Source organism: Mycobacterium tuberculosis H37Rv (genome assembly GCF_000195955.2).
GTDB classification, from domain to species: Bacteria; Actinomycetota; Actinomycetes; order Mycobacteriales; family Mycobacteriaceae; genus Mycobacterium; species Mycobacterium tuberculosis.
Map to the genome: position 1 here is coordinate 2,505,736 of NC_000962.3, position 26,367 is coordinate 2,532,102.

A 26,367-nucleotide genomic window follows, 5' to 3' on the forward strand; every position below is an offset into this window, starting at 1 on the left:
TCACAGGCAGCTAACAGGGCGTCGGCGGTGATGATCGTCAGGCCAAGCAGCTGTGCCTGGGCGATGAGCACACGGTCGAATGGATGTCGATGGTGATCCGGAAGCTCTGCGGTGCGCAGTGTGTGCGTGGTCAACTGACAGCGGCGACGTGCCGCAGCGGCGCATTCGATCGGGCACGTAAGAGGCCGATGGCTCGGGCGGCGGGAGCTTGCCGAGGCGGTAGTTGATCGCGATCTCCCAGGCACTGGCGGCCGACAAGAGAATGCTGTTGCGGACGTCCTGAACAATCGCCCGTGTTTCGTTGACGGCATCCGCAGCCAAACGTGGGTGTCGATGAGGTAGCGCTTCACCGGTGAAAGCGTTCGAGCACGTCGTCTGACAACGGAGCGTCCAAATCGTCGGGCACGCGGTACACGCCATGGTCAATGCCTAACCGCCGAGTCTCATGAGGATGCAGCGGCACAAGCTTTGCTACCGGCTCGCCGCGGCGGGCAATCTCAACCTCTGCCCGCCGTAGACGAGCCGCAGCAGCTCGGACAGGCGTGTCTTCGCCTCGTGAACGCCGACCCGCTTCGCAGGCGCCCAGACTTTCGCGTCGACCACCTGCTCACCAAACTTCGCGATCATCGCCTGATACCACAGCGCCAACGGGTAGCGGTTTGTCCAACCGCTTCGTCAACGACAATGGGATCGTGACCGACACGACCGCGAGCGGGACCAATTGCCCGCCTCCTCCACGCGCCGCCGCACGGCGCGCATCGTCGCCGGGTGAATCGCCGCAGCTGGTGATCTTCGATCTGGACGGCACGCTGACCGACTCGGCGCGCGGAATCGTATCCAGCTTCCGACACGCGCTCAACCACATCGGTGCCCCAGTACCCGAAGGCGACCTGGCCACTCACATCGTCGGCCCGCCCATGCATGAGACGCTGCGCGCCATGGGGCTCGGCGAATCCGCCGAGGAGGCGATCGTAGCCTACCGGGCCGACTACAGCGCCCGCGGTTGGGCGATGAACAGCTTGTTCGACGGGATCGGGCCGCTGCTGGCCGACCTGCGCACCGCCGGTGTCCGGCTGGCCGTCGCCACCTCCAAGGCAGAGCCGACCGCACGGCGAATCCTGCGCCACTTCGGAATTGAGCAGCACTTCGAGGTCATCGCGGGCGCGAGCACCGATGGCTCGCGAGGCAGCAAGGTCGACGTGCTGGCCCACGCGCTCGCGCAGCTGCGGCCGCTACCCGAGCGGTTGGTGATGGTCGGCGACCGCAGCCACGACGTCGACGGGGCGGCCGCGCACGGCATCGACACGGTGGTGGTCGGCTGGGGCTACGGGCGCGCCGACTTTATCGACAAGACCTCCACCACCGTCGTGACGCATGCCGCCACGATTGACGAGCTGAGGGAGGCGCTAGGTGTCTGATCCGCTGCACGTCACATTCGTTTGTACGGGCAACATCTGCCGGTCGCCAATGGCCGAGAAGATGTTCGCCCAACAGCTTCGCCACCGTGGCCTGGGTGACGCGGTGCGAGTGACCAGTGCGGGCACCGGGAACTGGCATGTAGGCAGTTGCGCCGACGAGCGGGCGGCCGGGGTGTTGCGAGCCCACGGCTACCCTACCGACCACCGGGCCGCACAAGTCGGCACCGAACACCTGGCGGCAGACCTGTTGGTGGCCTTGGACCGCAACCACGCTCGGCTGTTGCGGCAGCTCGGCGTCGAAGCCGCCCGGGTACGGATGCTGCGGTCATTCGACCCACGCTCGGGAACCCATGCGCTCGATGTCGAGGATCCCTACTATGGCGATCACTCCGACTTCGAGGAGGTCTTCGCCGTCATCGAATCCGCCCTGCCCGGCCTGCACGACTGGGTCGACGAACGTCTCGCGCGGAACGGACCGAGTTGATGCCCCGCCTAGCGTTCCTGCTGCGGCCCGGCTGGCTGGCGTTGGCCCTGGTCGTGGTCGCGTTCACCTACCTGTGCTTTACGGTGCTCGCGCCGTGGCAGCTGGGCAAGAATGCCAAAACGTCACGAGAGAACCAGCAGATCAGGTATTCCCTCGACACCCCGCCGGTTCCGCTGAAAACCCTTCTACCACAGCAGGATTCGTCGGCGCCGGACGCGCAGTGGCGCCGGGTGACGGCAACCGGACAGTACCTTCCGGACGTGCAGGTGCTGGCCCGACTGCGCGTGGTGGAGGGGGACCAGGCGTTTGAGGTGTTGGCCCCATTCGTGGTCGACGGCGGACCAACCGTCCTGGTCGACCGTGGATACGTGCGGCCCCAGGTGGGCTCGCACGTACCACCGATCCCCCGCCTGCCGGTGCAGACGGTGACCATCACCGCGCGGCTGCGTGACTCCGAACCGAGCGTGGCGGGCAAAGACCCATTCGTCAGAGACGGCTTCCAGCAGGTGTATTCGATCAATACCGGACAGGTCGCCGCGCTGACCGGAGTCCAGCTGGCTGGGTCCTATCTGCAGTTGATCGAAGACCAACCCGGCGGGCTCGGCGTGCTCGGCGTTCCGCATCTAGATCCCGGGCCGTTCCTGTCCTATGGCATCCAATGGATCTCGTTCGGCATTCTGGCACCGATCGGCTTGGGCTATTTCGCCTACGCCGAGATCCGGGCGCGCCGCCGGGAAAAAGCGGGGTCGCCACCACCGGACAAGCCAATGACGGTCGAGCAGAAACTCGCTGACCGCTACGGCCGCCGGCGGTAAACCAACATCACGGCCAATACCGCAGCCCCCGCCTGGACCACCCGCGACAGCACCACGGCGCGGCGCAGATCGGCCACCTTGGGCGACCGGCCGTCGCCCAAGGTGGGCCGGATCTGCAACTCATGGTGGTACCGGGTGGGCCCACCCAGCCGCACGTCAAGCGCCCCAGCAAACGCCGCCTCGACGACACCGGCGTTGGGGCTGGGATGGCGGGCGGCGTCGCGCCGCCAGGCCCGTACCGCACCGCGGGGCGACCCACCGACCACCGGCGCGCAGATCACCACCAGCACCGCCGTCGCCCGTGCGCCAACATAGTTGGCCCAGTCATCCAATCGTGCTGCAGCCCAACCGAATCGGAGATAACGCGGCGAGCGGTAGCCGATCATCGAGTCCAGGGTGTTGATGGCACGATATCCCAGCACCGCAGGCACGCCGCTCGAAGCCGCCCACAGCAGCGGCACCACCTGGGCGTCGGCGGTGTTTTCGGCCACCGACTCCAGCGCGGCACGCGTCAGGCCCGGGCCGCCCAGCTGGGCCGGGTCACGCCCGCACAGCGACGGCAGCAGCCGTCGCGCCGCCTCGACATCGTCGCGCTCCAACAGGTCCGATATCTGGCGGCCGGTGCGCGCCAGCGAAGTTCCGCCCAGCGCTGCCCAGGTGGCCGTCGCGGTGGCCGCCACGGGCCAGGACCTGCCGGGTAGCCGCTGCAGTGCCGCGCCGAGCAAGCCCACCGCGCCGACCAGCAGGCCGACGTGTACCGCACCGGCGACCCGGCCGTCACGGTAGGTGATCTGCTCCAGCTTGGCGGCCGCCCGACCGAACAGGGCCACCGGATGACCTCGTTTGGGGTCGCCGAACACGACGTCGAGCAGGCAGCCGATCAGCACGCCGACGGCCCTGGTCTGCCAGGTCGATGCAAACACTCCGGCAGCGTCGCACACGTGGTCTACGCTCAGCTATTTATGACCTCATACGGCAGCTATCCACGATGAAGCGGCCAGCTACCCGGGTTGCCGACCTGTTGAACCCGGCGGCAATGTTGTTGCCGGCAGCGAATGTCATCATGCAGCTGGCAGTGCCGGGTGTCGGGTATGGCGTGCTGGAAAGCCCGGTGGACAGCGGCAACGTCTACAAGCATCCGTTCAAGCGGGCCCGGACCACCGGCACCTACCTGGCGGTGGCGACCATCGGGACGGAATCCGACCGAGCGCTGATCCGGGGTGCCGTGGACGTCGCGCACCGGCAGGTTCGGTCGACGGCCTCGAGCCCAGTGTCCTATAACGCCTTCGACCCGAAGTTGCAGCTGTGGGTGGCGGCGTGTCTGTACCGCTACTTCGTGGACCAGCACGAGTTTCTGTACGGCCCACTCGAAGATGCCACCGCCGACGCCGTCTACCAAGACGCCAAACGGTTAGGGACCACGCTGCAGGTGCCGGAGGGGATGTGGCCGCCGGACCGGGTCGCGTTCGACGAGTACTGGAAGCGCTCGCTTGATGGGCTGCAGATCGACGCGCCGGTGCGCGAGCATCTTCGCGGGGTGGCCTCGGTAGCGTTTCTCCCGTGGCCGTTGCGCGCGGTGGCCGGGCCGTTCAACCTGTTTGCGACGACGGGATTCTTGGCACCGGAGTTCCGCGCGATGATGCAGCTGGAGTGGTCACAGGCCCAGCAGCGTCGCTTCGAGTGGTTACTTTCCGTGCTACGGTTAGCCGACCGGCTGATTCCGCATCGGGCCTGGATCTTCGTTTACCAGCTTTACTTGTGGGACATGCGGTTTCGCGCCCGACACGGCCGCCGAATCGTCTGATAGAGCCCGGCCGAGTGTGAGCCTGACAGCCCGACACCGGCGGCGTGTGTCGCGTCGCCAGGTTCACGCTCGGCGATCTAGAGCCGCCGAAAACCTACTTCTGGGTTGCCTCCCGAATCAACGTGCTGATCTGCTCGAGCAGCTCACGCATATCGGCGCGCATCGCATCCACCGCGGCATACAGGTCGGCCTTGGTCGCCGGCAGCTGGTCCGACGTCATTGGCCGCACCGGCGGTGCTGTCTGTCGCGCCGCGCTGTCGCTTTGAAACCCAGGTCGCTCACCCACGACCACGACACTGCCATATCCGGCGCCCCGCCGACAACGAAGCACAGCTAGCCGGTGGGCGCGGACGGGATCGAACCGCCGACCGCTGGTGTGTAAAACCAGAGCTCTACCGCTGAGCTACGCGCCCATGACCGCCGCAGGCTACACGCCTTGCGGCCAAGCACCCAAAACCTTAGGCCGTAAGCGCCGCCAGAGCGTCGGTCCACAGCCGCTGATCGCGAACTTCACCCGGCTGCTTCATCTCGGCGAACCGAATGATCCCTGACCGATCGACCACAAAGGTGCCCCGGTTAGCGATGCCGGCCTGCTCGTTGAAGACGCCGTAGGCCTGACTGACCGCGCCGTGTGGCCAGAAGTCCGACAACAGCGGAAACGTGAATCCGCTCTGCGTCGCCCAGATCTTGTGAGTGGGTGGCGGGCCCACCGAAATCGCTAGCGCGGCGCTGTCGTCGTTCTCAAACTCGGGCAGGTGATCACGCAACTGGTCCAGCTCGCCCTGGCAGATGCCCGTGAACGCCAACGGAAAGAACACCAACAGCACGTTCTTTGCACCCCGGTAGCCGCGCAGGGTGACAAGCTGCTGATTCTGGTCGCGCAACGTGAAGTCAGGGGCGGTGGCTCCGACGTTCAGCATCAGCGCTTGCCAGCCCGCGATTTCGGCTGTACCAATCTGCTGGCGCTCCAGTTGCCCAGATTGACCGACGAGGTCGGCATCAGCCCAGCTGTGGGCGCCGCCTCGGCAATCTCGGCGGGCAATACATGGCCGGGCTGGCCGGTCTTGGGCGTCACCACCCAAATCACACCGTCCTCGGCGAGCGGGCCGATCGCATCCATCAGGGTGTCCACCAAATCGCCGTCGCCATCACGCCACCACAACAGGACGACATCGATGACCTCGTCGGTGTCTTCATCGAGCAACTCTCCCCCGCACGCTTCTTCGATGGCCGCGCGGATGTCGTCGTCGGTGTCTTCGTCCCAGCCCCATTCCTGGATAAGTTGGTCTCGTTGGATGCCCAATTTGCGGGCGTAGTTCGAGGCGTGATCCGCCGCGACCACCGTGGAACCTCCTTCAGTCTCCGCGGGCCATGTGCACACCGTCGCGATGGGCATTATCGTCGCACAGCCAGAACCGGTCCACCCGCCCGCCTCAGAAGGCGGCCACGCACATTGTCAATGCCTTTGTCTTGGTGTCGTTGAGCCGATCAACCCGCCGGTTGAATTCCGCTGTCGACGCGTGCGCACCGATGGCATTTGCCACCGCGCGGGCCGCGTCGACATATGCGTTGAGCGCATCCCCCAGTTGCGCGGACAGCGCGGCGCTCAGACTGCCTGAGACCGTCGAGGCACTGTTGTTGAGCGCGTCGATGGCCGGACCTTCGGTCGGCCCGGTGTTGCGGCCCTGATTGAACGCGGCCACGTAGGCGTTCACCTTGTCGATGGCGTCCTTGCTGGTGGCCGCCAGCGCGTCACACGAGGTGCGAATCGCCTTGGTCGTCAGCGATTGTTGGCGCTGCGACTCCCGGATGCTCGACGTCGCCGCCGAAGCCGACACCGACGCGGACACCGACGAGCGGTAGGCCGGTGCGACGTTGGTGTCGGGCATGGCCGTACCGTCGGTGACAGTGGTACATCCGACGATCCCCATCAGCAGCAGCGCGATGCAGCCGAGCGCCAGGGCGCCTCGCCTGGGGAGCTCCCCCCCGTGCCTGCGAGGCACGGCGCGCCATCCGATGAGCACGGCATGTGAGGTTACCTGGTCGCAGCGCGACCGCGCTGGCCGTGGTGTGTCGCGCATCCGCAGAACCGAGCGGAGTGCGGCTATCCGCCGCCGACGCCGGTGCGGCACGATAGGGGGACGACCATCTAAACAGCACGCAAGCGGAAGCCCGCCACCTACAGGAGTAGTGCGTTGACCACCGATTTCGCCCGCCACGATCTGGCCCAAAACTCAAACAGCGCAAGCGAACCCGACCGAGTTCGGGTGATCCGCGAGGGTGTGGCGTCGTATTTGCCCGACATTGATCCCGAGGAGACCTCGGAGTGGCTGGAGTCCTTTGACACGCTGCTGCAACGCTGCGGCCCGTCGCGGGCCCGCTACCTGATGTTGCGGCTGCTAGAGCGGGCCGGCGAGCAGCGGGTGGCCATCCCGGCATTGACGTCTACCGACTATGTCAACACCATCCCGACCGAGCTGGAGCCGTGGTTCCCCGGCGACGAAGACGTCGAACGTCGTTATCGAGCGTGGATCAGATGGAATGCGGCCATCATGGTGCACCGTGCGCAACGACCGGGTGTGGGCGTGGGTGGCCATATCTCGACCTACGCGTCGTCCGCGGCGCTCTATGAGGTCGGTTTCAACCACTTCTTCCGCGGCAAGTCGCACCCGGGCGGCGGCGATCAGGTGTTCATCCAGGGCCACGCTTCCCCGGGAATCTACGCGCGCGCCTTCCTCGAAGGGCGGTTGACCGCCGAGCAACTCGACGGATTCCGCCAGGAACACAGCCATGTCGGCGGCGGGTTGCCGTCCTATCCGCACCCGCGGCTCATGCCCGACTTCTGGGAATTCCCCACCGTGTCGATGGGTTTGGGCCCGCTCAACGCCATCTACCAGGCACGGTTCAACCACTATCTGCATGACCGCGGTATCAAAGACACCTCCGATCAACACGTGTGGTGTTTTTTGGGCGACGGCGAGATGGACGAACCCGAGAGCCGTGGGCTGGCCCACGTCGGCGCGCTGGAAGGCTTGGACAACTTGACCTTCGTGATCAACTGCAATCTGCAGCGACTCGACGGCCCGGTGCGCGGCAACGGCAAGATCATCCAGGAGCTGGAGTCGTTCTTCCGCGGTGCCGGCTGGAACGTCATCAAGGTGGTGTGGGGCCGCGAATGGGATGCCCTGCTGCACGCCGACCGCGACGGTGCGCTGGTGAATTTAATGAATACAACACCCGATGGCGATTACCAGACCTATAAGGCCAACGACGGCGGCTACGTGCGTGACCACTTCTTCGGCCGCGACCCACGCACCAAGGCGCTGGTGGAGAACATGAGCGACCAGGATATCTGGAACCTCAAACGGGGCGGCCACGATTACCGCAAGGTTTACGCCGCCTACCGCGCCGCCGTCGACCACAAGGGACAGCCGACGGTGATCCTGGCCAAGACCATCAAAGGCTACGCGCTGGGCAAGCATTTCGAAGGACGCAATGCCACCCACCAGATGAAAAAACTGACCCTGGAAGACCTTAAGGAGTTTCGTGACACGCAGCGGATTCCGGTCAGCGACGCCCAGCTTGAAGAGAATCCGTACCTGCCGCCCTACTACCACCCCGGCCTCAACGCCCCGGAGATTCGTTACATGCTCGACCGGCGCCGGGCCCTCGGGGGCTTTGTTCCCGAGCGCAGGACCAAGTCCAAAGCGCTGACCCTGCCGGGTCGCGACATCTACGCGCCGCTGAAAAAGGGCTCTGGGCACCAGGAGGTGGCCACCACCATGGCGACGGTGCGCACGTTCAAAGAAGTGTTGCGCGACAAGCAGATCGGGCCGCGGATAGTCCCGATCATTCCCGACGAGGCCCGCACCTTCGGGATGGACTCCTGGTTCCCGTCGCTAAAGATCTATAACCGCAATGGCCAGCTGTATACCGCGGTTGACGCCGACCTGATGCTGGCCTACAAGGAGAGCGAAGTCGGGCAGATCCTGCACGAGGGCATCAACGAAGCCGGGTCGGTGGGCTCGTTCATCGCGGCCGGCACCTCGTATGCGACGCACAACGAACCGATGATCCCCATTTACATCTTCTACTCGATGTTCGGCTTCCAGCGCACCGGCGATAGCTTCTGGGCCGCGGCCGACCAGATGGCTCGAGGGTTCGTGCTCGGGGCCACCGCCGGGCGCACCACCCTGACCGGTGAGGGCCTGCAACACGCCGACGGTCACTCGTTGCTGCTGGCCGCCACCAACCCGGCGGTGGTTGCCTACGACCCGGCCTTCGCCTACGAAATCGCCTACATCGTGGAAAGCGGACTGGCCAGGATGTGCGGGGAGAACCCGGAGAACATCTTCTTCTACATCACCGTCTACAACGAGCCGTACGTGCAGCCGCCGGAGCCGGAGAACTTCGATCCCGAGGGCGTGCTGCGGGGTATCTACCGCTATCACGCGGCCACCGAGCAACGCACCAACAAGGCGCAGATCCTGGCCTCCGGGGTAGCGATGCCCGCGGCGCTGCGGGCAGCACAGATGCTGGCCGCCGAGTGGGATGTCGCCGCCGACGTGTGGTCGGTGACCAGTTGGGGCGAGCTAAACCGCGACGGGGTGGCCATCGAGACCGAGAAGCTCCGCCACCCCGATCGGCCGGCGGGCGTGCCCTACGTGACGAGAGCGCTGGAGAATGCTCGGGGCCCGGTGATCGCGGTGTCGGACTGGATGCGCGCGGTCCCCGAGCAGATCCGACCGTGGGTGCCGGGCACATACCTCACGTTGGGCACCGACGGGTTCGGCTTTTCCGACACTCGGCCCGCCGCTCGCCGCTACTTCAACACCGACGCCGAATCCCAGGTGGTCGCGGTTTTGGAGGCGTTGGCGGGCGACGGCGAGATCGACCCATCGGTGCCGGTCGCGGCCGCCCGCCAGTACCGGATCGACGACGTGGCGGCTGCGCCCGAGCAGACCACGGATCCCGGTCCCGGGGCCTAACGCCGGCGAGCCGACCGCCTTTGGCCGAATCTTCCAGAAATCTGGCGTAGCTTTTAGGAGTGAACGACAATCAGTTGGCTCCAGTTGCCCGCCCGAGGTCGCCGCTCGAACTGCTGGACACTGTGCCCGATTCGCTGCTGCGGCGGTTGAAGCAGTACTCGGGCCGGCTGGCCACCGAGGCAGTTTCGGCCATGCAAGAACGGTTGCCGTTCTTCGCCGACCTAGAAGCGTCCCAGCGCGCCAGCGTGGCGCTGGTGGTGCAGACGGCCGTGGTCAACTTCGTCGAATGGATGCACGACCCGCACAGTGACGTCGGCTATACCGCGCAGGCATTCGAGCTGGTGCCCCAGGATCTGACGCGACGGATCGCGCTGCGCCAGACCGTGGACATGGTGCGGGTCACCATGGAGTTCTTCGAAGAAGTCGTGCCCCTGCTCGCCCGTTCCGAAGAGCAGTTGACCGCCCTCACGGTGGGCATTTTGAAATACAGCCGCGACCTGGCATTCACCGCCGCCACGGCCTACGCCGATGCGGCCGAGGCACGAGGCACCTGGGACAGCCGGATGGAGGCCAGCGTGGTGGACGCGGTGGTACGCGGCGACACCGGTCCCGAGCTGCTGTCCCGGGCGGCCGCGCTGAATTGGGACACCACCGCGCCGGCGACCGTACTGGTGGGAACTCCGGCGCCCGGTCCAAATGGCTCCAACAGCGACGGCGACAGCGAGCGGGCCAGCCAGGATGTCCGCGACACCGCGGCTCGCCACGGCCGCGCTGCGCTGACCGACGTGCACGGCACCTGGCTGGTGGCGATCGTCTCCGGCCAGCTGTCGCCAACCGAGAAGTTCCTCAAAGACCTGCTGGCAGCATTCGCCGACGCCCCGGTGGTCATCGGCCCCACGGCGCCCATGCTGACCGCGGCGCACCGCAGCGCTAGCGAGGCGATCTCCGGGATGAACGCCGTCGCCGGCTGGCGCGGAGCGCCGCGGCCCGTGCTGGCTAGGGAACTTTTGCCCGAACGCGCCCTGATGGGCGACGCCTCGGCGATCGTGGCCCTGCATACCGACGTGATGCGGCCCCTAGCCGATGCCGGACCGACGCTCATCGAGACGCTAGACGCATATCTGGATTGTGGCGGCGCGATTGAAGCTTGTGCCAGAAAGTTGTTCGTTCATCCAAACACAGTGCGGTACCGGCTCAAGCGGATCACCGACTTCACCGGGCGCGATCCCACCCAGCCACGCGATGCCTATGTCCTTCGGGTGGCGGCCACCGTGGGTCAACTCAACTATCCGACGCCGCACTGAAGCATCGACAGCAATGCCGTGTCATAGATTCCCTCGCCGGTCAGAGGGGGTCCAGCAGGGGCCCCGGAAAGATACCAGGGGCGCCGTCGGACGGAAAGTGATCCAGACAACAGGTCGCGGGACGATCTCAAAAACATAGCTTACAGGCCCGTTTTGTTGGTTATATACAAAAACCTAAGACGAGGTTCATAATCTGTTACACCGCGCAAAACCGTCTTCACAGTGTTCTCTTAGACACGTGATTGCGTTGCTCGCACCCGGACAGGGTTCGCAAACCGAGGGAATGTTGTCGCCGTGGCTTCAGCTGCCCGGCGCAGCGGACCAGATCGCGGCGTGGTCGAAAGCCGCTGATCTAGATCTTGCCCGGCTGGGCACCACCGCCTCGACCGAGGAGATCACCGACACCGCGGTCGCCCAGCCATTGATCGTCGCCGCGACTCTGCTGGCCCACCAGGAACTGGCGCGCCGATGCGTGCTCGCCGGCAAGGACGTCATCGTGGCCGGCCACTCCGTCGGCGAAATCGCGGCCTACGCAATCGCCGGTGTGATAGCCGCCGACGACGCCGTCGCGCTGGCCGCCACCCGCGGCGCCGAGATGGCCAAGGCCTGCGCCACCGAGCCGACCGGCATGTCTGCGGTGCTCGGCGGCGACGAGACCGAGGTGCTGAGTCGCCTCGAGCAGCTCGACTTGGTCCCGGCAAACCGCAACGCCGCCGGCCAGATCGTCGCTGCCGGCCGGCTGACCGCGTTGGAGAAGCTCGCCGAAGACCCGCCGGCCAAGGCGCGGGTGCGTGCACTGGGTGTCGCCGGAGCGTTCCACACCGAGTTCATGGCGCCCGCACTTGACGGCTTTGCGGCGGCCGCGGCCAACATCGCAACCGCCGACCCCACCGCCACGCTGCTGTCCAACCGCGACGGGAAGCCGGTGACATCCGCGGCCGCGGCGATGGACACCCTGGTCTCCCAGCTCACCCAACCGGTGCGATGGGACCTGTGCACCGCGACGCTGCGCGAACACACAGTCACGGCGATCGTGGAGTTCCCCCCCGCGGGCACGCTTAGCGGTATCGCCAAACGCGAACTTCGGGGGGTTCCGGCACGCGCCGTCAAGTCACCCGCAGACCTGGACGAGCTGGCAAACCTATAACCGCGGACTCGGCCAGAACAACCACATACCCGTCAGTTCGATTTGTACACAACATATTACGAAGGGAAGCATGCTGTGCCTGTCACTCAGGAAGAAATCATTGCCGGTATCGCCGAGATCATCGAAGAGGTAACCGGTATCGAGCCGTCCGAGATCACCCCGGAGAAGTCGTTCGTCGACGACCTGGACATCGACTCGCTGTCGATGGTCGAGATCGCCGTGCAGACCGAGGACAAGTACGGCGTCAAGATCCCCGACGAGGACCTCGCCGGTCTGCGTACCGTCGGTGACGTTGTCGCCTACATCCAGAAGCTCGAGGAAGAAAACCCGGAGGCGGCTCAGGCGTTGCGCGCGAAGATTGAGTCGGAGAACCCCGATGCCGTTGCCAACGTTCAGGCGAGGCTTGAGGCCGAGTCCAAGTGAGTCAGCCTTCCACCGCTAATGGCGGTTTCCCCAGCGTTGTGGTGACCGCCGTCACAGCGACGACGTCGATCTCGCCGGACATCGAGAGCACGTGGAAGGGTCTGTTGGCCGGCGAGAGCGGCATCCACGCACTCGAAGACGAGTTCGTCACCAAGTGGGATCTAGCGGTCAAGATCGGCGGTCACCTCAAGGATCCGGTCGACAGCCACATGGGCCGACTCGACATGCGACGCATGTCGTACGTCCAGCGGATGGGCAAGTTGCTGGGCGGACAGCTATGGGAGTCCGCCGGCAGCCCGGAGGTCGATCCAGACCGGTTCGCCGTTGTTGTCGGCACCGGTCTAGGTGGAGCCGAGAGGATTGTCGAGAGCTACGACCTGATGAATGCGGGCGGCCCCCGGAAGGTGTCCCCGCTGGCCGTTCAGATGATCATGCCCAACGGTGCCGCGGCGGTGATCGGTCTGCAGCTTGGGGCCCGCGCCGGGGTGATGACCCCGGTGTCGGCCTGTTCGTCGGGCTCGGAAGCGATCGCCCACGCGTGGCGTCAGATCGTGATGGGCGACGCCGACGTCGCCGTCTGCGGCGGTGTCGAAGGACCCATCGAGGCGCTGCCCATCGCGGCGTTCTCCATGATGCGGGCCATGTCGACCCGCAACGACGAGCCTGAGCGGGCCTCCCGGCCGTTCGACAAGGACCGCGACGGCTTTGTGTTCGGCGAGGCCGGTGCGCTGATGCTCATCGAGACGGAGGAGCACGCCAAAGCCCGTGGCGCCAAGCCGTTGGCCCGATTGCTGGGTGCCGGTATCACCTCGGACGCCTTTCATATGGTGGCGCCCGCGGCCGATGGTGTTCGTGCCGGTAGGGCGATGACTCGCTCGCTGGAGCTGGCCGGGTTGTCGCCGGCGGACATCGACCACGTCAACGCGCACGGCACGGCGACGCCTATCGGCGACGCCGCGGAGGCCAACGCCATCCGCGTCGCCGGTTGTGATCAGGCCGCGGTGTACGCGCCGAAGTCTGCGCTGGGCCACTCGATCGGCGCGGTCGGTGCGCTCGAGTCGGTGCTCACGGTGCTGACGCTGCGCGACGGCGTCATCCCGCCGACCCTGAACTACGAGACACCCGATCCCGAGATCGACCTTGACGTCGTCGCCGGCGAACCGCGCTATGGCGATTACCGCTACGCAGTCAACAACTCGTTCGGGTTCGGCGGCCACAATGTGGCGCTTGCCTTCGGGCGTTACTGAAGCACGACATCGCGGGTCGCGAGGCCCGAGGTGGGGGTCCCCCCGCTTGCGGGGGCGAGTCGGACCGATATGGAAGGAACGTTCGCAAGACCAATGACGGAGCTGGTTACCGGGAAAGCCTTTCCCTACGTAGTCGTCACCGGCATCGCCATGACGACCGCGCTCGCGACCGACGCGGAGACTACGTGGAAGTTGTTGCTGGACCGCCAAAGCGGGATCCGTACGCTCGATGACCCATTCGTCGAGGAGTTCGACCTGCCAGTTCGCATCGGCGGACATCTGCTTGAGGAATTCGACCACCAGCTGACGCGGATCGAACTGCGCCGGATGGGATACCTGCAGCGGATGTCCACCGTGCTGAGCCGGCGCCTGTGGGAAAATGCCGGCTCACCCGAGGTGGACACCAATCGATTGATGGTGTCCATCGGCACCGGCCTGGGTTCGGCCGAGGAACTGGTCTTCAGTTACGACGATATGCGCGCTCGCGGAATGAAGGCGGTCTCGCCGCTGACCGTGCAGAAGTACATGCCCAACGGGGCCGCCGCGGCGGTCGGGTTGGAACGGCACGCCAAGGCCGGGGTGATGACGCCGGTATCGGCGTGCGCATCCGGCGCCGAGGCCATCGCCCGTGCGTGGCAGCAGATTGTGCTGGGAGAGGCCGATGCCGCCATCTGCGGCGGCGTGGAGACCAGGATCGAAGCGGTGCCCATCGCCGGGTTCGCTCAGATGCGCATCGTGATGTCCACCAACAACGACGACCCCGCCGGTGCATGCCGCCCATTCGACAGGGACCGCGACGGCTTTGTGTTCGGCGAGGGCGGCGCCCTTCTGTTGATCGAGACCGAGGAGCACGCCAAGGCACGTGGCGCCAACATCCTGGCCCGGATCATGGGCGCCAGCATCACCTCCGATGGCTTCCACATGGTGGCCCCGGACCCCAACGGGGAACGCGCCGGGCATGCGATTACGCGGGCGATTCAGCTGGCGGGCCTCGCCCCCGGCGACATCGACCACGTCAATGCGCACGCCACCGGCACCCAGGTCGGCGACCTGGCCGAAGGCAGGGCCATCAACAACGCCTTGGGCGGCAACCGACCGGCGGTGTACGCCCCCAAGTCTGCCCTCGGCCACTCGGTGGGCGCGGTCGGCGCGGTCGAATCGATCTTGACGGTGCTCGCGTTGCGCGATCAGGTGATCCCGCCGACACTGAATCTGGTAAACCTCGATCCCGAGATCGATTTGGACGTGGTGGCGGGTGAACCGCGACCGGGCAATTACCGGTATGCGATCAATAACTCGTTCGGATTCGGCGGCCACAACGTGGCAATCGCCTTCGGACGGTACTAAACCCCAGCGTTACGCGACAGGAGACCTGCGATGACAATCATGGCCCCCGAGGCGGTTGGCGAGTCGCTCGACCCCCGCGATCCGCTGTTGCGGCTGAGCAACTTCTTCGACGACGGCAGCGTGGAATTGCTGCACGAGCGTGACCGCTCCGGAGTGCTGGCCGCGGCGGGCACCGTCAACGGTGTGCGCACCATCGCGTTCTGCACCGACGGCACCGTGATGGGCGGCGCCATGGGCGTCGAGGGGTGCACGCACATCGTCAACGCCTACGACACTGCCATCGAAGACCAGAGTCCCATCGTGGGCATCTGGCATTCGGGTGGTGCCCGGCTGGCTGAAGGTGTGCGGGCGCTGCACGCGGTAGGCCAGGTGTTCGAAGCCATGATCCGCGCGTCCGGCTACATCCCGCAGATCTCGGTGGTCGTCGGTTTCGCCGCCGGCGGCGCCGCCTACGGACCGGCGTTGACCGACGTCGTCGTCATGGCGCCGGAAAGCCGGGTGTTCGTCACCGGGCCCGACGTGGTGCGCAGCGTCACCGGCGAGGACGTCGACATGGCCTCGCTCGGTGGGCCGGAGACCCACCACAAGAAGTCCGGGGTGTGCCACATCGTCGCCGACGACGAACTCGATGCCTACGACCGTGGGCGCCGGTTGGTCGGATTGTTCTGCCAGCAGGGGCATTTCGATCGCAGCAAGGCCGAGGCCGGTGACACCGACATCCACGCGCTGCTGCCGGAATCCTCGCGACGTGCCTACGACGTGCGTCCGATCGTGACGGCGATCCTCGATGCGGACACACCGTTCGACGAGTTCCAGGCCAATTGGGCGCCGTCGATGGTGGTCGGGCTGGGTCGGCTGTCGGGTCGCACGGTGGGTGTACTGGCCAACAACCCGCTACGCCTGGGCGGCTGCCTGAACTCCGAAAGCGCAGAGAAGGCAGCGCGTTTCGTGCGGCTGTGCGACGCGTTCGGGATTCCGCTGGTGGTGGTGGTCGATGTGCCGGGCTATCTGCCCGGTGTCGACCAGGAGTGGGGTGGCGTGGTGCGCCGTGGCGCCAAGTTGCTGCACGCGTTCGGCGAGTGCACCGTTCCGCGGGTCACGCTGGTCACCCGAAAGACCTACGGCGGGGCATACATTGCGATGAACTCCCGGTCGTTGAACGCGACCAAGGTGTTCGCCTGGCCGGACGCCGAGGTCGCGGTGATGGGCGCTAAGGCGGCCGTCGGCATCCTGCACAAGAAGAAGTTGGCCGCCGCTCCGGAGCACGAACGCGAAGCGCTGCACGACCAGTTGGCCGCCGAGCATGAGCGCATCGCCGGCGGGGTCGACAGTGCGCTGGACATCGGTGTGGTCGACGAGAAGATCGACCCGGCGCATACTCGCAGCAAGCTCACCGAGGCGCTGGCGCAGGCTCCGGCACGGCGCGGCCGCCACAAGAACATCCCGCTGTAGTTCTGACCGCGAGCAGACGCAGAATCGCACGCGCGAGGTCCGCGCCGTGCGATTCTGCGTCTGCTCGCCAGTTATCCCCAGCGGTGGCTGGTCAACGCGAGGCGCTCCTCGCATGCTCGGACGGTGCCTACCGACGCGCTAACAATTCTCGAGAAGGCCGGCGGGTTCGCCACCACCGCGCAATTGCTCACGGTCATGACCCGCCAACAGCTCGACGTCCAAGTGAAAAACGGCGGCCTCGTTCGCGTTTGGTACGGGGTCTACGCGGCACAAGAGCCGGACCTGTTGGGCCGCTTGGCGGCTCTCGATGTGTTCATGGGGGGGCACGCCGTCGCGTGTCTGGGCACCGCCGCCGCGTTGTATGGATTCGACACGGAAAACACCGTCGCTATCCATATGCTCGATCCCGGAGTAAGGATGCGGCCCACGGTCGGTCTGATGGTCCACCAACGCGTCGGTGCCCGGCTCCAACGGGTGTCAGGTCGTCTCGCGACCGCGCCCGCATGGACTGCCGTGGAGGTCGCACGACAGTTGCGCCGCCCGCGGGCGCTGGCCACCCTCGACGCCGCACTACGGTCAATGCGCTGCGCTCGCAGTGAAATTGAAAACGCCGTTGCTGAGCAGCGAGGCCGCCGAGGCATCGTCGCGGCGCGCGAACTCTTACCCTTCGCCGACGGACGCGCGGAATCGGCCATGGAGAGCGAGGCTCGGCTCGTCATGATCGACCACGGGCTGCCGTTGCCCGAACTTCAATACCCGATACACGGCCACGGTGGTGAAATGTGGCGAGTCGACTTCGCCTGGCCCGACATGCGTCTCGCGGCCGAATACGAAAGCATCGAGTGGCACGCGGGACCGGCGGAGATGCTGCGCGACAAGACACGCTGGGCCAAGCTCCAAGAGCTCGGGTGGACGATTGTCCCGATTGTCGTCGACGATGTCAGACGCGAACCCGGCCGCCTGGCGGCCCGCATCGCCCGCCACCTCGACCGCGCGCGTATGGCCGGCTGACCGCTGGTGAGCAGACGCAGAGTCGCACTGCGGCCGGCGCAGTGCGACTCTGCGTCTGCTCGCGCTCAACGGCTGAGGAACTCCTTAGCCACGGCGACTACGCGCTCGCGATCCCGTGGCACCAGACCGATCCGGGTCCGGCGGTCGAGGATATCGTCCACATCCAGCGCCCCCTCATGGGTCACCGCGTATTCGAACTCCGCCCGGGTCACGTCGATGCCGTCGGCGACCGGCTCGGTGGGCCGCTCACATGTGGCGGCGGCAGCGACGTTGGCCGCCTCGGCCCCGTACCGCGCCACCAGCGACTCGGGCAATCCGGCGCCCGATCCGGGGGCCGGCCCAGGGTTCGCCGGTGCGCCGATCAGCGGCAGGTTGCGAGTGCGGCACTTCGCGGCTCGCAGGTGTCGCAGCGTGATGGCGCGATTCAGCACATCCTCTGCCATGTAGCGGTATTCCGTCAGCTTGCCGCCGACCACACTGATCACGCCCGACGGCGATTCAAAAACAGCGTGGTCACGCGAAACGTCGGCGGTGCGGCCCTGGACACCAGCACCGCCGGTGTCGATTAGCGGCCGCAATCCCGCATAGGCACCGATGACATCCTTGGTGCCGACCGCCGTCCCCAATGCGGTGTTCACCGTATCCAGCAGGAACGTGATCTCTTCCGAAGACGGTTGTGGCACATCGGGAATCGGGCCGGGTGCGTCTTCGTCGGTCAGCCCGAGATAGATCCGGCCCAGCTGCTCGGGCATGGCGAACACGAAGCGGTTCAGCTCACCGGGGATCGGAATGGTCAGCGCGGCAGTCGGATTGGCAAACGACTTCGCGTCGAAGACCAGATGTGTGCCGCGGCTGGGGCGTAGCCTCAGGGACGGGTCGATCTCACCCGCCCACACGCCCGCCGCGTTGATGACGGCACGCGCCGACAGCGCGAACGACTGCCGGGTGCGCCGGTCGGTCAACTCCACCGAAGTGCCGGTGACATTCGACGCGCCCACGTAAGTGAGGATGCGGGCGCCGTGCTGGGCCGCGGTGCGCGCGACGGCCATGACCAGCCGGGCGTCGTCGATCAATTGCCCGTCGTACGCGAGCAGACCACCGTCGAGGCCGTCCCGCCGAACGGTGGGAGCAATCTCCACCACCCGTGACGCCGGGATTCGGCGCGATCGGGGCAACGTCGCCGCCGGCGTACCCGCTAGCACCCGCAAAGCGTCGCCGGCCAGGAAACCGGCACGCACCAACGCCCGCTTGGTGTGACCCATCGACGGCAACAACGGGACCAGTTGCGGCATGGCATGCACGAGATGAGGAGCGTTGCGTGTCATCAGGATTCCGCGTTCGACGGCGCTGCGCCGGGCGATGCCCACGTTGCCGCTGGCCAGATAGCGCAGACCGCCGTGCACCAACTTCGAGCTCCAGCGGCTGGTGCCGAACGCCAGATCATGCTTTTCCACCAAGGCCACCGTCAGACCGCGGGTGGCAGCATCTAAGGCAATGCCAACACCGGTAATGCCGCCGCCTATCACGATGACGTCGAGTGCGCCACCGTCGGCCAGTGCGGTCAGGTCGGCGGAGCGACGCGCCGCGTTGAGTGCAGCCGAGTGGGGCATCAGCACAAATATCCGTTCAGTGCGTGGGTAAGTTCGGTGGCCAGCGCGGCGGAATCGAGGATCGAATCGACGATGTCCGCGGACTGGATGGTCGACTGGGCGATCAGCAACACCATGGTCGCCAGTCGACGAGCGTCGCCGGAGCGCACACTGCCCGACCGCTGCGCCACTGTCAGCCGGGCGGCCAACCCCTCGATCAGGACCTGCTGGCTGGTGCCGAGGCGCTCGGTGATGTACACCCTGGCCAGCTCCGAGTGCATGACCGACATGATCAGATCGTCACCCCGCAACCGGTCGGCCACCGCGACAATCTGCTTTACCAACGCTTCCCGGTCGTCCCCGTCGAGGGGCACCTCCCGCAGCACGTCGGCGATATGGCTGGTCAGCATGGACGCCATGATCGACCGGGTGTCCGGCCAGCGACGGTATACGGTCGGGCGGCTCACGCCCGCGCGCCGGGCGATCTCGGCAAGTGTCACCCGGTCCACGCCGTAATCGACGACGCAGCTCGCCGCTGCCCGCAGGATACGACCACCGGTATCCGCGCGGTCATTACTCATTGACAGCATGTGTAATACTGTAACGCGTGACTCACCGCGAGGAACTCCTTCCACCGATGAAATGGGACGCGTGGGGAGATCCCGCCGCGGCCAAGCCACTTTCTGATGGCGTCCGGTCGTTGCTGAAGCAGGTTGTGGGCCTAGCGGACTCGGAGCAGCCCGAACTCGACCCCGCGCAGGTGCAGCTGCGCCCGTCCGCCCTGTCGGGGGCAGACCACGATGCGCTGGCGCGCATCGTCGGCACCGAGTATTTCCGCACCGCCGATCGCGACCGGCTGCTGCACGCCGGCGGCAAGTCCACCCCAGACCTGCTGCGGCGCAAAGACACCGGTGTCCAGGATGCGCCCGACGCGGTGTTGCTGCCCGGCGGCCCCAACGGGGGAGGACGCCGTCGCCGACATCTTGCACTACTGCTCCGACCACGGCATTGCCGTGGTCCCGTTTGGTGGCGGCACCAGCGTCGTTGGTGGGCTTGACCCCGTTCGCAACGACTTTCGCGCGGTGATCTCCCTGGATATGCGGCGCTTCGACCGGCTGCACCGGATCGATGAGGTGTCCGGCGAGGCCGAACTGGAGGCCGGTGTCACCGGGCCGGAAGCCGAACGTCTGCTCGGCGAACATGGCTTCTCGCTCGGGCACTTCCCGCAGAGCTTCGAGTTCGCCACCATCGGGGGGTTCGCGGCCACCCGCTCGTCAGGCCAGGACTCGGCTGGCTATGGCCGGTTCAACGACATGATTCTTGGGCTGCGCATGATCACTCCGGTGGGGGTGCTGGATCTGGGTCGAGTGCCGGCGTCGGCGGCCGGCCCGGACCTGCGCCAGCTGGCGATCGGCTCCGAAGGCGTCTTCGGCGTCATCACCCGGGTGCGGCTGCGGGTGCACCGGATTCCGGAATCGACGCGTTACGAGGCGTGGTCGTTTCCCGATTTCGCGACCGGGGTTGCGGCGCTGCGCACCATCACCCAAACCGGCACCGGCCCCACCGTCGTTCGGCTCTCTGACGAGGCCGAAACCGGCGTCAACCTCGCCACCACCGAGGCGATCGGGGAAACCCAAATCACCGGCGGCTGTTTGGGGATCACCGTGTTCGAGGGCACCCAGGAACACACCGAGAGCAGGCACGCCGAGACGCGCGCGTTGCTGGCGGCCCGAGGCGGCACCTCGTTGGGCGAAGGACCGGCGCGGGCCTGGGAACGCGGCAGGTTCGCCGCGCCGTATCTGCGTGACTCCCTGTTGGCCGCGGGAGCGCTCTGCGAGACCCTCGAGACCGCCACGGTGTGGTCCAACACCCCCGTGCTGAAGGCCGCCGTGACCGAAGCGCTCACCACCTCGCTGGCCGCATCGGGTACACCGGCGCTGGTGATGTGCCACGTGTCGCACGTGTATCCCACCGGCGCGTCGTTGTACTTCACCGTTGTCGCCGGGCAGCGAGGCGATCCGATCGAGCAGTGGCTGGCCGCCAAGAAGGCGGCGTCGGATGCGATCATGGCCACCGGAGGAACGATCACGCACCACCATGCGGTTGGTTCCGACCACCGCCCCTGGATGCGCGCGGAGGTGGGTGATCTGGGCGTGACATTGTTGCGCACGATCAAGGCGACGCTGGATCCGGCCGGAATTCTCAACCCTGGCAAGCTGATTCCATGAGCGCCGGGCAGCTGCGCCGGCATGAGATCGGCAAGGTCACCGCGCTGACCAATCCCCTGTCAGGCCATGGCGCCGCCGTAAAGGCTGCACACGGCGCGATCGCCCGGCTGAAGCATCGGGGGGTGGACGTCGTCGAGATCGTCGGCGGGGACGCCCACGACGCACGCCATCTGCTCGCCGCGGCAGTCGCAAAAGGCACTGACGCGGTGATGGTGACCGGCGGTGACGGAGTCGTCTCCAACGCGCTACAGGTCTTGGCGGGCACCGACATTCCGTTAGGAATCATTCCGGCCGGCACTGGTAACGACCACGCACGCGAATTCGGGCTTCCCACAAAGAATCCCAAGGCAGCCGCAGATATCGTTGTTGACGGCTGGACGGAAACCATTGACCTGGGCCGGATTCAAGACGACAACGGTATCGAAAAGTGGTTCGGTACCGTGGCGGCTACCGGATTCGACTCCCTGGTCAACGATCGCGCCAACCGAATGCGCTGGCCACACGGGCGGATGCGCTATTACATCGCGATGCTCGCCGAACTGTCGCGGCTGCGGCCGTTGCCGTTCCGGCTGGTGCTCGACGGCACCGAAGAGATCGTCGCCGACCTCACACTTGCCGACTTCGGCAATACCCGCAGCTACGGCGGCGGATTATTGATCTGCCCCAACGCCGACCACTCGGACGGCCTGCTCGACATCACCATGGCCCAGTCGGATTCCCGTACCAAGTTGCTCCGCCTGTTCCCCACCATTTTCAAAGGCGCCCATGTCGAGCTTGACGAGGTGAGCACCACACGAGCCAAGACAGTCCACGTCGAGTGCCCCGGTATCAACGTCTATGCCGACGGCGACTTCGCCTGCCCGTTACCAGCCGAGATCTCCGCGGTGCCGGCCGCCCTTCAGGTTCTTCGCCCCCGCCACGGATAAGCGGGTGGTAACGACTCGGTCGTAAAGCGCGACATCCTTCCAAACCCGCTGTACGGGAGGAACAGATGTCCGGACACCGCAAGAAGGCAATGCTCGCCTTGGCGGCTGCGTCGCTGGCAGCGACGCTGGCCCCGAACGCAGTCGCGGCCGCAGAACCGTCGTGGAACGGGCAGTACCTCGTGACGTTGTCTGCCAACGCGAAAACCGGCACCAGCATGGCGGCCAACCGGCCAGAGTATCCACACAAAGCGAACTACACGTTCAGCTCGCGCTGCGCGTCCGATGTCTGCATTGCCACCGTGGTCGACGCTCCGCCACCAAAAAACGAGTTCATCCCGCGGCCAATCGAATACACCTGGAATGGGACTCAATGGGTACGGGAGATCAGCTGGCAATGGGACTGCCTGCTACCCGACGGCACAATCGAATATGCCCCAGCCAAATCGATCACGGCCTACACGCCCGGTCAGTACGGAATCCTCACCGGCGTCTTTCATACCGATATCGCCAGCGGCACGTGTAAAGGCAATGTCGACATGCCAGTGTCGGCCAAACCGATCGTTGGCTGACGTTGCCAGCCCTGCCGAGCATGGGCGGCACATCACGCAAACGCATGGACGACCAGCACAGCCCCGAATGCGGCGATAACGGCGTTGCCGGCAAGGACTGTCATCCGACGGACGCGGGCGGTCGCCCGGGACCTGAGAAACGCTCCCGCCGAGACAAGCAGCAACTGCCAGAGCAACGACGCGAGCGCTACCCCGACCACAACAGCGATCGCGGTCGTTGCGCGCAACGCGCGCGCCAGCGTCACGGCTACTGCGGTGAAGTACACGAACGTGGCCGGGTTGATCGCCGTTAGGCCGAAGATCAACGCAAACCGAACACAGCCCAGCTGTTTTTGTGGGGCCGGAACCGGCTCCGGCGATGGACGCAACCCGTGCCCGATTCCCATCGCAGCGATGACCAGCAGCACGATCGCACCGACGATTTCGGGCCAAACCCTCAACACGTTGATCGTCGGTGCCGCAACTGTCTCCAAATCGCGGTAGCGCAATACGCTACGTCGACAAGGGCGACCGCCGCGGCGGCCGGTATTCCACGACGCCAGCCGCGCTCAACACCTGCTTGCCGAGGAAAGCGTTCCCGGTGGCGGCATCGAGGCGTTTGTCGATGTGCGACTTCGACCGGCGGAGGACAGCGACGACTTTCTGGCATGGTCGAGCACGGACACCACGATCGACGATGCCGTCCACGTCACCGGACCCTACGACTACCTGCTACACATTCGGGTCTGCGACACAGCGGACCTGGACCGCCTGTTACGCAGGCTCAAGACCTCCGCGGAAGCTGCGCAAACCCAAACGCGCATTGCGCTCAGGTCCCGGCGTTGACACCGCGCCAGCAGGCGCCACCAAACCCTTAGCCAACTCCCCGACTCAGCCAAGTCACCTCGCCGGCGTCGCCGCCGTCACGATACACCTCGAGCGCCTGGTCCCAGGCCGTTCCCAGCACCGAATCCAGTTCGGCGGCCAGTGTGTCCGCACCTTGGGCCATCATCGCCCGCAGCCGCATCTCCCCCACCATGATGTCGCCGTTGGCGCTCATCGCCCCGCTCCACAGACCCAGTTGCGGGGTGTGACTGAATCGCTGGCCGTCGACTCCAGGGCTAGGGTCTTCGGTGACCTCGAACCGCAGCACCGACCAGGAACGCAAGGCGTTGGCTAGTCGCGCCCCGGTGCCCACCGGCCCGACCCAATTAGTGACCGCACGCAACTGCGGCGGCAGGGCCGGTTGCGGCGTCCAGACCAGGTTCGCCTTGGCCTGTAGGGTCGACGACAACGCCCACTCGACATGCGGGCACACCGCCGCGGGCGAGGCGTGGATGTACACCACACCGGACGTCACGTCGGCGAATTGGTTCGACGCTCGCATCTGCTGCTCCTTCGGTTCCACGAGGGACGTCTTCCCCAACGACCTGGTGAACCCGACAAGCAGGATGCCTGCTGTGAAATTTCGAATTTTTGTGTCGTGCGTTTCTATTGTGCCTTGTGATACCCGTGTTGCGCTAGTGTGCGGTTCTGCCTAGGTGTACTCGGCTAGAACCGCGTCGGAAATCGCGGGCCACAAGTCCAACGCCCAGTCGCCGAAATCGCGGGCCGTGAGGACCACCAGAGCCAGGTCCGCCTTGGGATCCACCCAGATGAAACCGCCTGATTGGCCGAAATGGCCGAATGTCCGCGTCGAGTTGCACTCGCCGGTCCAGTGGGGCGATTTCGAATTCCTGATCTCAAAGCCCAGCCCCCAGTCATTGGGCCGCTGCACACCGTACCCGGGCAGTACACCGTCCAGGCCGGGAAACTGCACCGTGGTCGCGTCGGCATGCATCTGCGCCGAGACCGTCGATGGACGCAGCAGATCACCCGCGAACACCGCCAAGTCCGCGACCGTCGAGGTCGCCCCGAACCCGGCGGCAGCGGGGCCCCCGTCCAGCCGGGTGGTCACCATGCCCAGGGGTTCGCACACCGCCTCGGTCAGGTAGCGCCCGAACTCGATCCCCGACTCCCGCTGCACGCTCTCGGCCAGCACGGTGAAACCGTAGTTCGAATACATCCGGCGGGTGCCGGGGCGGGCCAGCGCCTGATCGGAATGCATCGCCAACCCCGATGTGTGCGCCAGCAGGTGACGGACCGTGGAGCCGGGCGGGCCTGCCGGGGTGTCGAGATTCACCACCCCCTCCTCAACGGCGACCTGTGCGGCTCGGGCCACCAGCGGCTTGGTGACCGACGCCAGCGCGAACACCCGCGCGGTATCGCCGTGGGTGGCTAGCACCCCTGCGGGTCCGATCACCGCGGCGGCCGCAGCCGGGACCGGCCAGCCACCAAGCACTTCGAGAGCGGTCATCGACTCCGGCGCGTCACTTCCGGGCGATGTAGTAGTTGTTCAACACGTCCGACTCGATCTCGGCCACCGTCACGTCGGTAAAACCGGCGTCGGCGAGCATCGAGGTGGCCAACTGCCTGCCCCACACCGTCCCCAACCCGGCCCCGTCAAGCGCCAGCGACACCGTCATGCAGTGCATTAGCGAGGTCGTGTACAGGTAGGTGCTCAGCGGAACGCCGACATTGTCTTCCAGTTGACTCGATGCCTTGATGTCGACCATCAGCAGCACACCACCGGGTCGCAGCGCACGATAGATGTTCTGCAGGACGCGCGCCGGCTGCGCCTGGTCGTGAATCGCGTCGAACACGGTGATCACGTCGTAGGCCCCCACCTTGTCCAGCTCTGCCAGGTCATGGCGCTCGAAGGTCGCGTTTGCCAGGCCCAACCGAGCCGCCTCCTCGGTCCCCGCCGCAACGGCCTCGTCGGAAAAGTCGATGCCGGTGAATCGGCTCGCGCCGAACGCCTGCGCCATCAGCTTGACCGCGCGACCACTGCCGCAACCGAAATCGGCCACGTCGGCTCCGGACCGCAAGCGGTCCGGAAGGCCGTCGACCAGCGGGAGCACCACGTCGATCAAGGCGGCATCGAACACCATGCCGCTCATCTCGGCCATCAGCTTGTGGAAGCGCGGGTATTCGCTGTAGGGCACACCGCCGCCTTCCCGGAAGCAGCGAATGACCTTTTGTTCGACCTCGCCGAGCAGCGAAACGAACTGTGCTATCACGGCGAGGTTGTCCGGCCCGGCCGCACGGGTCAGCATGCCGGCGCGGTGGGCAGGCAGCGAGTAGGTCGAGCTCCCCGCGTCGTATTCGACGATCTGCCCGGTGGTCATGCCGCCTAGCCACTCCCGAACGTAGCGCTCTTCCAACCCCGCAGCCTCAGCGATCTCCATGCTGGTGGCTGGCGGAAGTCCGGCCATGGTGTCCAGCAGCCCGGTCTGGTGTCCAACGCTCACCAGGATCGCCAAACCGGCGCTGTCGATGGCCGCAACAAAACGGTTGCCGAATTCTTCGGTGGTCTCGAGTGCTCCGCTCATCTGCGCCGCTCCTCCTCATCGCTTCGCTCTGCATCGTCACCGGCGCGACTCATCTGCGCCGCTCCTCCTCATCGCTTCGCTCTGCATCGTCACCGGCGCGACTCATCTGCGCCGCTCCTGCTCATCGCTTCGCTCTGCATCGTCACCGGCGCGACTCATCTGCGCCGCTCCTGCTCATCGCTTCGCTCTGCATCGTCACCGGCGC

At 66.1% G+C, this 26,367-nt stretch carries 29 protein-coding genes, 1 tRNA gene, 1 other RNA gene and 6 other annotated features (1 of these 37 only partly in view); of the genes, 15 read left to right on the forward strand and 16 right to left on the reverse strand.

Features of this window, described 5'->3' with window-relative positions; genetic code table 11:
• Together vapC16 and vapB16 are read right to left on the reverse strand one after the other, a co-directional pair.
• Positions 1-426 carry a ribonuclease VapC16 gene (vapC16, locus tag Rv2231A; protein ID YP_007410917.1) on the reverse strand — a complete coding sequence of 142 codons (426 nt, stop codon included), beginning with the start codon at positions 424-426 and terminating at the stop codon, positions 1-3.
• 45 nt (positions 427-471) lie between these two features.
• The gene (gene vapB16, locus Rv2231B; RefSeq protein ID YP_007410918.1) at positions 472-648 is read right to left on the reverse strand and encodes an antitoxin VapB16; all 177 of its coding nucleotides are present in this window, start codon (positions 646-648) and stop codon (positions 472-474) included.
• Between vapB16 and ptkA the strand changes: the two genes are divergently transcribed.
• The 3 genes from ptkA to Rv2235 are packed head-to-tail and all read left to right on the forward strand — an operon-like array spanning position 543 to position 2,717.
• The gene (ptkA, locus tag Rv2232) at positions 543-1,418 is read left to right on the forward strand and encodes a protein tyrosine kinase transcriptional regulator PtkA (RefSeq protein NP_216748.2); all 876 of its coding nucleotides are present in this window, start codon (positions 543-545) and stop codon (positions 1,416-1,418) included. The genes vapB16 and ptkA overlap by 106 nt on opposite strands.
• Positions 1,411-1,902: a protein-tyrosine-phosphatase gene (gene ptpA / locus Rv2234; RefSeq protein NP_216750.1), complete on the forward strand. Its 492-nt coding sequence runs from the start codon at positions 1,411-1,413 to the stop codon at positions 1,900-1,902. The genes ptkA and ptpA overlap by 8 nt, the downstream gene beginning before the upstream one ends.
• Entirely contained in the window at positions 1,902-2,717 is an 816-nt protein-coding gene (locus Rv2235; protein ID NP_216751.1) for a transmembrane protein, read from the forward strand. The genes ptpA and Rv2235 overlap by 1 nt, the downstream gene beginning before the upstream one ends.
• Here the strand turns inward: Rv2235 and cobD are convergent.
• Positions 2,699-3,640 (reverse strand): cobalamin biosynthesis transmembrane protein CobD, encoded by a 942-nt coding sequence (cobD, locus tag Rv2236c; RefSeq protein ID NP_216752.1) that lies wholly within the window; start codon positions 3,638-3,640, stop codon positions 2,699-2,701. The two genes, Rv2235 and cobD, sit on opposite strands and share 19 nt — an antisense overlap.
• Before the next feature lie 113 nt (positions 3,641-3,753).
• Between cobD and Rv2237 the strand changes: the two genes are divergently transcribed.
• A complete protein-coding gene (locus Rv2237) occupies positions 3,754-4,521 on the forward strand; it encodes a hypothetical protein (RefSeq protein ID NP_216753.1) in 768 nt (255 codons plus the stop codon).
• Positions 4,522-4,615: 94 nt separating this feature from the next.
• Here the strand turns inward: Rv2237 and Rv2237A are convergent, their stop codons facing one another.
• From Rv2237A to Rv2240c, 5 genes are all read right to left on the reverse strand, one after another.
• On the reverse strand, positions 4,616-4,852 hold the full coding sequence (locus Rv2237A) for a hypothetical protein (protein YP_004837056.2): 237 nt from the start codon (positions 4,850-4,852) through the stop codon (positions 4,616-4,618).
• Between the two features lie 10 nt (positions 4,853-4,862).
• A tRNA-Val gene (gene valV, locus Rvnt23) sits at positions 4,863-4,934 on the reverse strand.
• Positions 4,935-4,979: 45 nt separating this feature from the next.
• Positions 4,980-5,441 (reverse strand): peroxiredoxin, encoded by a 462-nt coding sequence (gene ahpE, locus Rv2238c; RefSeq protein ID NP_216754.1) that lies wholly within the window; start codon positions 5,439-5,441, stop codon positions 4,980-4,982.
• Positions 5,441-5,917 carry a hypothetical protein gene (locus tag Rv2239c; RefSeq protein NP_216755.1) on the reverse strand — a complete coding sequence of 159 codons (477 nt, stop codon included), beginning with the start codon at positions 5,915-5,917 and terminating at the stop codon, positions 5,441-5,443. Before Rv2239c ends, ahpE begins: the two co-directional genes overlap by 1 nt.
• Positions 5,918-5,954: 37 nt before the next feature.
• A complete protein-coding gene (locus tag Rv2240c) occupies positions 5,955-6,545 on the reverse strand; it encodes a hypothetical protein (RefSeq protein ID NP_216756.2) in 591 nt (196 codons plus the stop codon).
• 258 nt (positions 6,546-6,803) lie between these two features.
• Here Rv2240c and aceE point away from each other — a divergent pair, with 258 nt between their 5' ends.
• From aceE to fabD, 3 genes are all read left to right on the forward strand, one after another.
• Positions 6,804-9,509, forward strand: a complete 2,706-nt coding sequence (gene aceE / locus Rv2241; RefSeq protein ID NP_216757.3) for a pyruvate dehydrogenase E1 component — start codon at positions 6,804-6,806, stop codon at positions 9,507-9,509.
• Between the two features lie 59 nt (positions 9,510-9,568).
• Positions 9,569-10,813: a hypothetical protein gene (locus tag Rv2242; RefSeq protein ID NP_216758.1), complete on the forward strand. Its 1,245-nt coding sequence runs from the start codon at positions 9,569-9,571 to the stop codon at positions 10,811-10,813.
• A 238-nt stretch (positions 10,814-11,051) separates the two neighbouring features.
• Positions 11,052-11,960, forward strand: a complete 909-nt coding sequence (gene fabD / locus Rv2243) for a malonyl CoA-acyl carrier protein transacylase (RefSeq protein NP_216759.1) — start codon at positions 11,052-11,054, stop codon at positions 11,958-11,960.
• A non-coding RNA gene (gene mcr16, locus RVnc0018) (Putative small regulatory RNA) lies at positions 11,297-11,399 on the reverse strand. The two genes, fabD and mcr16, sit on opposite strands and share 103 nt — an antisense overlap.
• A gap of 75 nt (positions 11,961-12,035) precedes the next feature.
• The 5 genes from acpM to Rv2248 all read left to right on the forward strand — a co-directional run bounded on the left by acpM (position 12,036) and on the right by Rv2248 (position 17,440).
• Positions 12,036-12,383: a meromycolate extension acyl carrier protein gene (gene acpM / locus Rv2244; protein NP_216760.1), complete on the forward strand. Its 348-nt coding sequence runs from the start codon at positions 12,036-12,038 to the stop codon at positions 12,381-12,383.
• Positions 12,380-13,630, forward strand: a complete 1,251-nt coding sequence (gene kasA / locus Rv2245) for a 3-oxoacyl-ACP synthase 1 (RefSeq protein ID NP_216761.1) — start codon at positions 12,380-12,382, stop codon at positions 13,628-13,630. Before acpM ends, kasA begins: the two co-directional genes overlap by 4 nt.
• 30 nt (positions 13,631-13,660) lie before the next feature.
• Entirely contained in the window at positions 13,661-14,977 is a 1,317-nt protein-coding gene (gene kasB, locus Rv2246; protein NP_216762.1) for a 3-oxoacyl-ACP synthase 2, read from the forward strand.
• Positions 14,978-15,007: 30 nt separating this feature from the next.
• Positions 15,008-16,429, forward strand: a complete 1,422-nt coding sequence (accD6, locus tag Rv2247) for an acetyl-/propionyl-CoA carboxylase subunit beta (protein NP_216763.1) — start codon at positions 15,008-15,010, stop codon at positions 16,427-16,429.
• An 8-nt stretch (positions 16,430-16,437) separates the two neighbouring features.
• Positions 16,438-16,495 (forward strand) — a repeat region (58 bp inverted repeat near 3'end of MTCY427.28).
• 129 nt (positions 16,496-16,624) lie between these two features.
• A complete protein-coding gene (locus Rv2248; protein ID NP_216764.1) occupies positions 16,625-17,440 on the forward strand; it encodes a hypothetical protein in 816 nt (271 codons plus the stop codon).
• A gap of 8 nt (positions 17,441-17,448) precedes the next feature.
• Positions 17,449-17,501, forward strand: a repeat region (53 bp inverted repeat between 3' ends of MTCY427.29 and MT CY427.31c).
• A gap of 4 nt (positions 17,502-17,505) precedes the next feature.
• Here the strand turns inward: Rv2248 and glpD1 are convergent.
• Together glpD1 and Rv2250c are read right to left on the reverse strand one after the other, a co-directional pair.
• Positions 17,506-19,056 (reverse strand): glycerol-3-phosphate dehydrogenase, encoded by a 1,551-nt coding sequence (glpD1, locus tag Rv2249c; protein NP_216765.1) that lies wholly within the window; start codon positions 19,054-19,056, stop codon positions 17,506-17,508.
• Complete coding sequence (locus Rv2250c; protein NP_216766.2) at positions 19,050-19,619, reverse strand: HTH-type transcriptional regulator; 570 nt, start codon at positions 19,617-19,619, stop codon at positions 19,050-19,052. The genes glpD1 and Rv2250c overlap by 7 nt, the downstream gene beginning before the upstream one ends.
• 210 nt (positions 19,620-19,829) lie before the next feature.
• Between Rv2250c and Rv2251 the strand changes: the two genes are divergently transcribed.
• From Rv2251 to Rv2253, 3 genes are all read left to right on the forward strand, one after another.
• Complete coding sequence (locus Rv2251; protein NP_216767.1) at positions 19,830-21,257, forward strand: flavoprotein; 1,428 nt, start codon at positions 19,830-19,832, stop codon at positions 21,255-21,257.
• A complete protein-coding gene (locus Rv2252; protein NP_216768.1) occupies positions 21,254-22,183 on the forward strand; it encodes a diacylglycerol kinase in 930 nt (309 codons plus the stop codon). Before Rv2251 ends, Rv2252 begins: the two co-directional genes overlap by 4 nt.
• A gap of 65 nt (positions 22,184-22,248) precedes the next feature.
• A complete protein-coding gene (locus Rv2253) occupies positions 22,249-22,752 on the forward strand; it encodes a hypothetical protein (protein ID NP_216769.1) in 504 nt (167 codons plus the stop codon).
• A gap of 32 nt (positions 22,753-22,784) precedes the next feature.
• Here Rv2253 and Rv2254c read toward each other — a convergent pair whose 3' ends face one another.
• The 5 genes from Rv2254c to Rv2258c form a co-directional block, all read right to left on the reverse strand.
• Positions 22,785-23,240 carry an integral membrane protein gene (locus Rv2254c; RefSeq protein ID NP_216770.1) on the reverse strand — a complete coding sequence of 152 codons (456 nt, stop codon included), beginning with the start codon at positions 23,238-23,240 and terminating at the stop codon, positions 22,785-22,787.
• A gap of 4 nt (positions 23,241-23,244) precedes the next feature.
• A complete protein-coding gene (locus tag Rv2256a) occupies positions 23,245-23,439 on the reverse strand; it encodes a hypothetical protein (protein ID YP_009030037.1) in 195 nt (64 codons plus the stop codon).
• 166 nt (positions 23,440-23,605) lie between these two features.
• On the reverse strand, positions 23,606-24,139 hold the full coding sequence (locus tag Rv2256c) for a hypothetical protein (RefSeq protein NP_216772.1): 534 nt from the start codon (positions 24,137-24,139) through the stop codon (positions 23,606-23,608).
• 129 nt (positions 24,140-24,268) lie between these two features.
• Positions 24,269-25,087, reverse strand: a complete 819-nt coding sequence (locus Rv2257c; protein NP_216773.1) for a hypothetical protein — start codon at positions 25,085-25,087, stop codon at positions 24,269-24,271.
• 13 nt (positions 25,088-25,100) lie between these two features.
• A complete protein-coding gene (locus tag Rv2258c; protein ID NP_216774.1) occupies positions 25,101-26,162 on the reverse strand; it encodes a transcriptional regulator in 1,062 nt (353 codons plus the stop codon).
• Positions 26,163-26,215: a repeat region (53 bp Mycobacterial Interspersed Repetitive Unit,Class II), on the reverse strand.
• Positions 26,216-26,268, reverse strand: a repeat region (53 bp Mycobacterial Interspersed Repetitive Unit,Class II).
• Positions 26,269-26,321 (reverse strand) — a repeat region (53 bp Mycobacterial Interspersed Repetitive Unit,Class II). It lies immediately after the preceding feature.
• Positions 26,322-26,367, reverse strand: a repeat region (53 bp Mycobacterial Interspersed Repetitive Unit,Class II) (it continues 7 nt past the right edge of the window).

Excerpts from the sequence above, each read along its gene's own strand:
- Rv2235 (NP_216751.1), top strand. The coding sequence starts at position 1,902 with ATGCCCCGCCTAGCGTTCCTGCTGCGGCCCGGCTGGCTGGCGTTGGCC.
- Rv2237 (NP_216753.1), top strand. The coding sequence starts at position 3,754 with ATGTTGTTGCCGGCAGCGAATGTCATCATGCAGCTGGCAGTGCCGGGT.
- ahpE (NP_216754.1), bottom strand. The coding sequence starts at position 5,441 with ATGCTGAACGTCGGAGCCACCGCCCCTGACTTCACGTTGCGCGACCAG.
- Rv2239c (NP_216755.1), bottom strand. The coding sequence starts at position 5,917 with ATGCCCATCGCGACGGTGTGCACATGGCCCGCGGAGACTGAAGGAGGT.
- accD6 (NP_216763.1), top strand. The coding sequence starts at position 15,008 with ATGACAATCATGGCCCCCGAGGCGGTTGGCGAGTCGCTCGACCCCCGC.
- Rv2248 (NP_216764.1), top strand. The coding sequence starts at position 16,625 with ATGACCCGCCAACAGCTCGACGTCCAAGTGAAAAACGGCGGCCTCGTT.
- Rv2250c (NP_216766.2), bottom strand. The coding sequence starts at position 19,619 with ATGCTGTCAATGAGTAATGACCGCGCGGATACCGGTGGTCGTATCCTG.
- Rv2251 (NP_216767.1), top strand. The coding sequence starts at position 19,830 with ATGCGCTGGCGCGCATCGTCGGCACCGAGTATTTCCGCACCGCCGATC.
- Rv2252 (NP_216768.1), top strand. The coding sequence starts at position 21,254 with ATGAGCGCCGGGCAGCTGCGCCGGCATGAGATCGGCAAGGTCACCGCG.
- Rv2253 (NP_216769.1), top strand. The coding sequence starts at position 22,249 with ATGTCCGGACACCGCAAGAAGGCAATGCTCGCCTTGGCGGCTGCGTCG.
- Rv2257c (NP_216773.1), bottom strand. The coding sequence starts at position 25,087 with ATGACCGCTCTCGAAGTGCTTGGTGGCTGGCCGGTCCCGGCTGCGGCC.
- Rv2258c (NP_216774.1), bottom strand. The coding sequence starts at position 26,162 with ATGAGCGGAGCACTCGAGACCACCGAAGAATTCGGCAACCGTTTTGTT.